Below are 4023 nucleotides of genomic sequence, written 5' to 3'. Positions count from 1 at the left end.
ATTATAGGTCAAATAGCCATGACCATAAATGAAGTTTTGTCGGATTAAATAATTGGCTGAGTTGTAGAGATTTTTAGACTGCCAAGATAAATTATCTATCTCCGCCCAAAATCTATGTCCTTTCTTGATAATGTGTCTTTCTGCTACTAACATTGTTATCCGTTGCCTTTTAACTCAGCGTCGGGTTTTGAGGGGTTGTCATCCGTTATGATAGTTGTACCCGAAGGCAATTGATAGCCTGTTAAATTCCCTTGTTTCCACCACCTCCAAGCCGTTCGATAACTTATTCCTGTTTTTTTTGCCTAGTCTGATAGTTTCCTGTCTATATATTACCATGCCTGACTATATCTGACTATATTTGTATTGAAACTTTACAATACCTTGGTCGCTGATTTCGGCGTTAAACGACGGATAAATTCCAGGGGTAGCCCGTCTGTATCGGCAATAAAGGTGACTTCATAGACATGATCGCCGATCATCTGTTGTTGGGGTGGCAAAAGAATGTTTAAAGGTTGATATAAATCGGCATCCTCTTGATGAGCTTGCTGAAAGTTATTTGTTAATTTTTCTAACCATTCTGGTAAGTTGCTGACATTTTCTGTTAGGTCAAAAGACAAGTGATAATAACCCACATAATGCTGATCACTAAAGGCATCGGGGGCGGGTTTCGGTTGAGGAATTTGGATTAATTCGATGCGTCCGTTTAACCCCGTTAGCCAACAGGCCAAAGTATAACCCGTGGTGAATCTTTCCTCTAGGGTAAAACCGAGAAGTTGGTAAAAAGCGATCGCCCGATGGATATTAGCGGTACGAATAGAAGCATGGTGCATTTTCAGTGATCAGTAATCAGTCAAAAAGACGAAAATAGGGATAACGTTTGGGAACCCCCGGTTCTTTTTCCAGATCAAAATTAATTACATCCCAACAGGGTTCATCGGGAGCATCGGGGCTAAATTCTACTGGTAAACCGTAGAGACGGGGAATAGCGGCTTCACCCGGTCCATTACCCCGCCAAGCGGTGTTACGTTCTAGGTAGGAACTAACTAAATCGCGATAACGGTTGGCAATAATTACTTTAGTCGCCTTAAATCCTTGAGTATAGAGGCGATCGAGTGCTTCGTGAATCTCAAAACGAATACCATCCGGGTGAGTGTGTTGACGATACCACTCACCATTCCAGAGTCGCCAATGCCGTCCTGACTGCAAGTGAACCAACTCTCCCGTTTTGGGATCGGCTTCAAAAGCCCCATGGCGCGGACACAAATAGGTATCCGTCAAAGTGAGGGCGGGGATTAGCTGCCGACAGTGAGGACAATGGATATCGGGGCCAAAAACAGGGTATTGTAAACTTGCATTGATCATGGAAGAACCTAAACTAAAAATTGCTATCTTTGTACCAATAATCCTATCCATATTATACCCAACCAAATTGGACGGGTATTCTCTTTCGACTTTAGTGCAGTTCCTTTCATGTCTTTAGATAACTTAAGATCAACTTCTAATTTCTGGCCGATTGTCGATGTCAGTCAAGCGGCTTTTATCGCCCCTAATGCCACGGTAATGGGCGATATTTCCCTAGCTGTGGGGGTGAGTGTTTGGTATGGGGCGGTATTGCGCGCCGACGTGGAACGCATCGAAATTGGGGCTTATACTAATATCCAAGATGGGGCGATCCTACACGGAGATCCGGGCAAAATTACTATCCTTGAAGATTATGTCACCATCGGGCATCGGGCGGTAATTCACGCAGCCCATATTGAACGCGGTTGTTTAATCGGCATTGGGGCAGTGATTCTCGATGGTGTGCGCGTCGGGGCGGGTAGTATTGTCGGGGCGGGTAGTATCGTCACAAAAGATATACCACCGCGATCTTTAGTGGTGGGCATTCCTGCTAAACGCGTCCGGGAAGTGTCGCCACAGGAGGCTCAAGAGTTGATCGAACACGCCGAGCGCTATGCTAAACTTGCCCTCGTTCATGGGGGAAAAGCTACTGATACTGGATTCCCAAAACGGGCGGATTAGGGTATAAATATAAGATGAGAATCAAGTAACAATCTTTTAAGCACCGATCGAGGAGAACGAAATCTATGGACTGGAGAGTGTTAATCGTTTTAACCCCTTTGCTTATCGCTGCTGGCTGGGCTTTCTTCAATATCGGCGCTGCCGCTATTAGACAAGCTCAACAGTTTCTCAGCAAACAAAGTTAATAAAAGTTTATAGTTCTTAGTAAAACCGACCGCCTAGGCGATCGGTTTTTAATTTTTCCTTATGGGGCGATCGCAGCTTGGGGTGTAGGGTGTGGGGTGTAGGATGTGAGGTGTGGGATGTAGGGAAGGAAACCTATTTCATCTCTGGTGGTGAAAATCTTTTCATCGGGACTGAATCCTGAATCCTGAATCCTGAATCCTAACCCCACCAATACACTTTTTCAGCAAACCCTACCTAACCATGAAATCTAACTGTCAAAATCTCATTCAAGAACTTTCCTATCTGGAAATTATCACCGATCCGGGGCAAGTGGCGAAACTTTCCTTAGATTATTATCATTTTAGTCCCATTTTAGAGGCACAACTGCGAGATAAACGGGCTGATTTAGTCATTCGTCCCCAGAATAGCCAAGAAGTTATCGACATCGCTAAAACCTGCGTTAAATACCAAATTCCTTTAACAGTTAGAGGTGCGGGTACAGGTAATTATGGTCAATGTGTTCCCTTGCAGGGAGGAGTAATTTTAGATACAACCAAACTAACAAAAATTATCTCGATCGAACCGGGTACAGCCCGGGTAGAAGCGGGGGTAAAAATGGCATTTTTTGATAAACAAGCTCGCGAAATCGGTTGGGAATTAAGAATGGCTCCCTCTACCTATCGGACGGCGACAATTGGCGGTTTTATCGGGGGTGGCAGTGTGGGAATGGGTTCAATTAATTATGGACAATTAAAGGATAGGGGCAATCTGCAAGCAGTGCAATTAGTCACCCTAGAAGCGGAACCAAAAATTATCGAACTACGGGGGGATGAGGTAGAAAAAGTCAATCATGCCTACGGAACAAATGGCATTATTACCGAGTTAGAAATAGCCCTCGCTCCCTGTTATCCTTGGGCAGAATTTATCGTTACTTTTGCCGATTTTATCACCGCCGCTAAATTCGGTCAAGCTCTCAGTGATAGTGATGGCATTGTCAAGAAAATGGTTAGTGTTCACTCTTGGCCAATTCCCGCTTATTTTACTGCTCTTAAGGATTATTTAACCACAGGAAAAGCGGCAGTTTTGTTAATAGTATCGGCAGGTGATCGAGTTGCATTAGAGTCTTTAATTCAAGAATATAATGGTGAACTTACTTACTATAAAACGCCAGAAGAAACCCAAAAAGGCAACAGTATCTTAGAATTTACTTGGAATCATACCACTCTCCATGCGCGTAGTTTTAACCCCAAAATAACTTATCTACAAGCTTTTTATTTTAATCTAGCTACGGTAGAGAAACTCTATAATTATTTTGGGAAGGAAATAATGATTCACCTAGAATTTTTGAAATTTCAAGGTAAAGTTATTCCCGCCGGTCTTCCCTTGCTAGAATTTACCACAGAAACTCGATTAAATGAGATTATTGCTATCTATGAACAACAGGGGGCAGCCATTGCCAATCCTCACACTTATATCATGGAAGATGGCGGCAGCAGACAGATTAATCCCCTGCAACTAGAATTTAAAAAACTCGTCGATCCCTACGGATTGAACAATCCGGGTAAAATGCGAGCATGGCTTGAAGCAAGGGGGTAGGAGTTCGATTCAGGCTAGATTAAACAAGTTGACATCCTCGCCGCCGTAAAACGGACGGCGATTCCTCACCACGCCACTTTTTTAGGGTGGTCGCTGAACGGGGTTGACGCTTCACGGGATGCTGCTTCTTTAACAGAAGTCTTACGCTTTCCGACCCGTCCATTTTGAGTGTCCGAATGCCCTCCGGCCACTTTGAACAAGTCGAAAAAATCTCATGTTCCACCTTATTTCCTAGAAAGT

5 protein-coding genes are annotated in these 4023 nt (G+C 43.8%); 3 read left to right on the top strand and 2 right to left on the bottom strand.

Features of this window, described 5'->3' with window-relative positions; all coding sequences use genetic code 11:
- Positions 1-371: 371 nt before the first annotated feature.
- Together IM479_RS21620 and IM479_RS21615 are read right to left on the bottom strand one after the other, a co-directional pair.
- On the bottom strand, positions 372-830 hold the full coding sequence (locus IM479_RS21620) for a VOC family protein (RefSeq protein ID WP_286827182.1): 459 nt from the start codon (positions 828-830) through the stop codon (positions 372-374).
- Between the two features lie 16 nt (positions 831-846).
- Positions 847-1362 (bottom strand): TIGR02652 family protein, encoded by a 516-nt coding sequence (locus IM479_RS21615; protein WP_158202360.1) that lies wholly within the window; start codon positions 1360-1362, stop codon positions 847-849.
- A gap of 108 nt (positions 1363-1470) precedes the next feature.
- Between IM479_RS21615 and IM479_RS21610 the strand changes: the two genes are divergently transcribed.
- The 3 genes from IM479_RS21610 to IM479_RS21600 all read left to right on the top strand — a co-directional run bounded on the left by IM479_RS21610 (position 1471) and on the right by IM479_RS21600 (position 3783).
- The gene (locus tag IM479_RS21610) at positions 1471-2022 is read left to right on the top strand and encodes a gamma carbonic anhydrase family protein (protein WP_286827181.1); all 552 of its coding nucleotides are present in this window, start codon (positions 1471-1473) and stop codon (positions 2020-2022) included.
- Positions 2023-2087: 65 nt separating this feature from the next.
- Positions 2088-2207, top strand: a complete 120-nt coding sequence (locus tag IM479_RS21605; protein WP_286827180.1) for a photosystem II protein Y — start codon at positions 2088-2090, stop codon at positions 2205-2207.
- A gap of 241 nt (positions 2208-2448) precedes the next feature.
- Positions 2449-3783: an FAD-binding oxidoreductase gene (locus tag IM479_RS21600; protein ID WP_287685850.1), complete on the top strand. Its 1335-nt coding sequence runs from the start codon at positions 2449-2451 to the stop codon at positions 3781-3783.
- The last annotated feature ends 240 nt before the right edge of the window (positions 3784-4023 follow it).

Source organism: Microcystis sp. M165S2, assembly GCF_020245885.1.
Taxonomy (GTDB): domain Bacteria; phylum Cyanobacteriota; class Cyanobacteriia; order Cyanobacteriales; family Microcystaceae; genus Microcystis.
The sequence above is the reverse complement of the archived record's forward strand: the minus strand, read 5'-3'. Positions and strand labels throughout refer to the sequence as shown.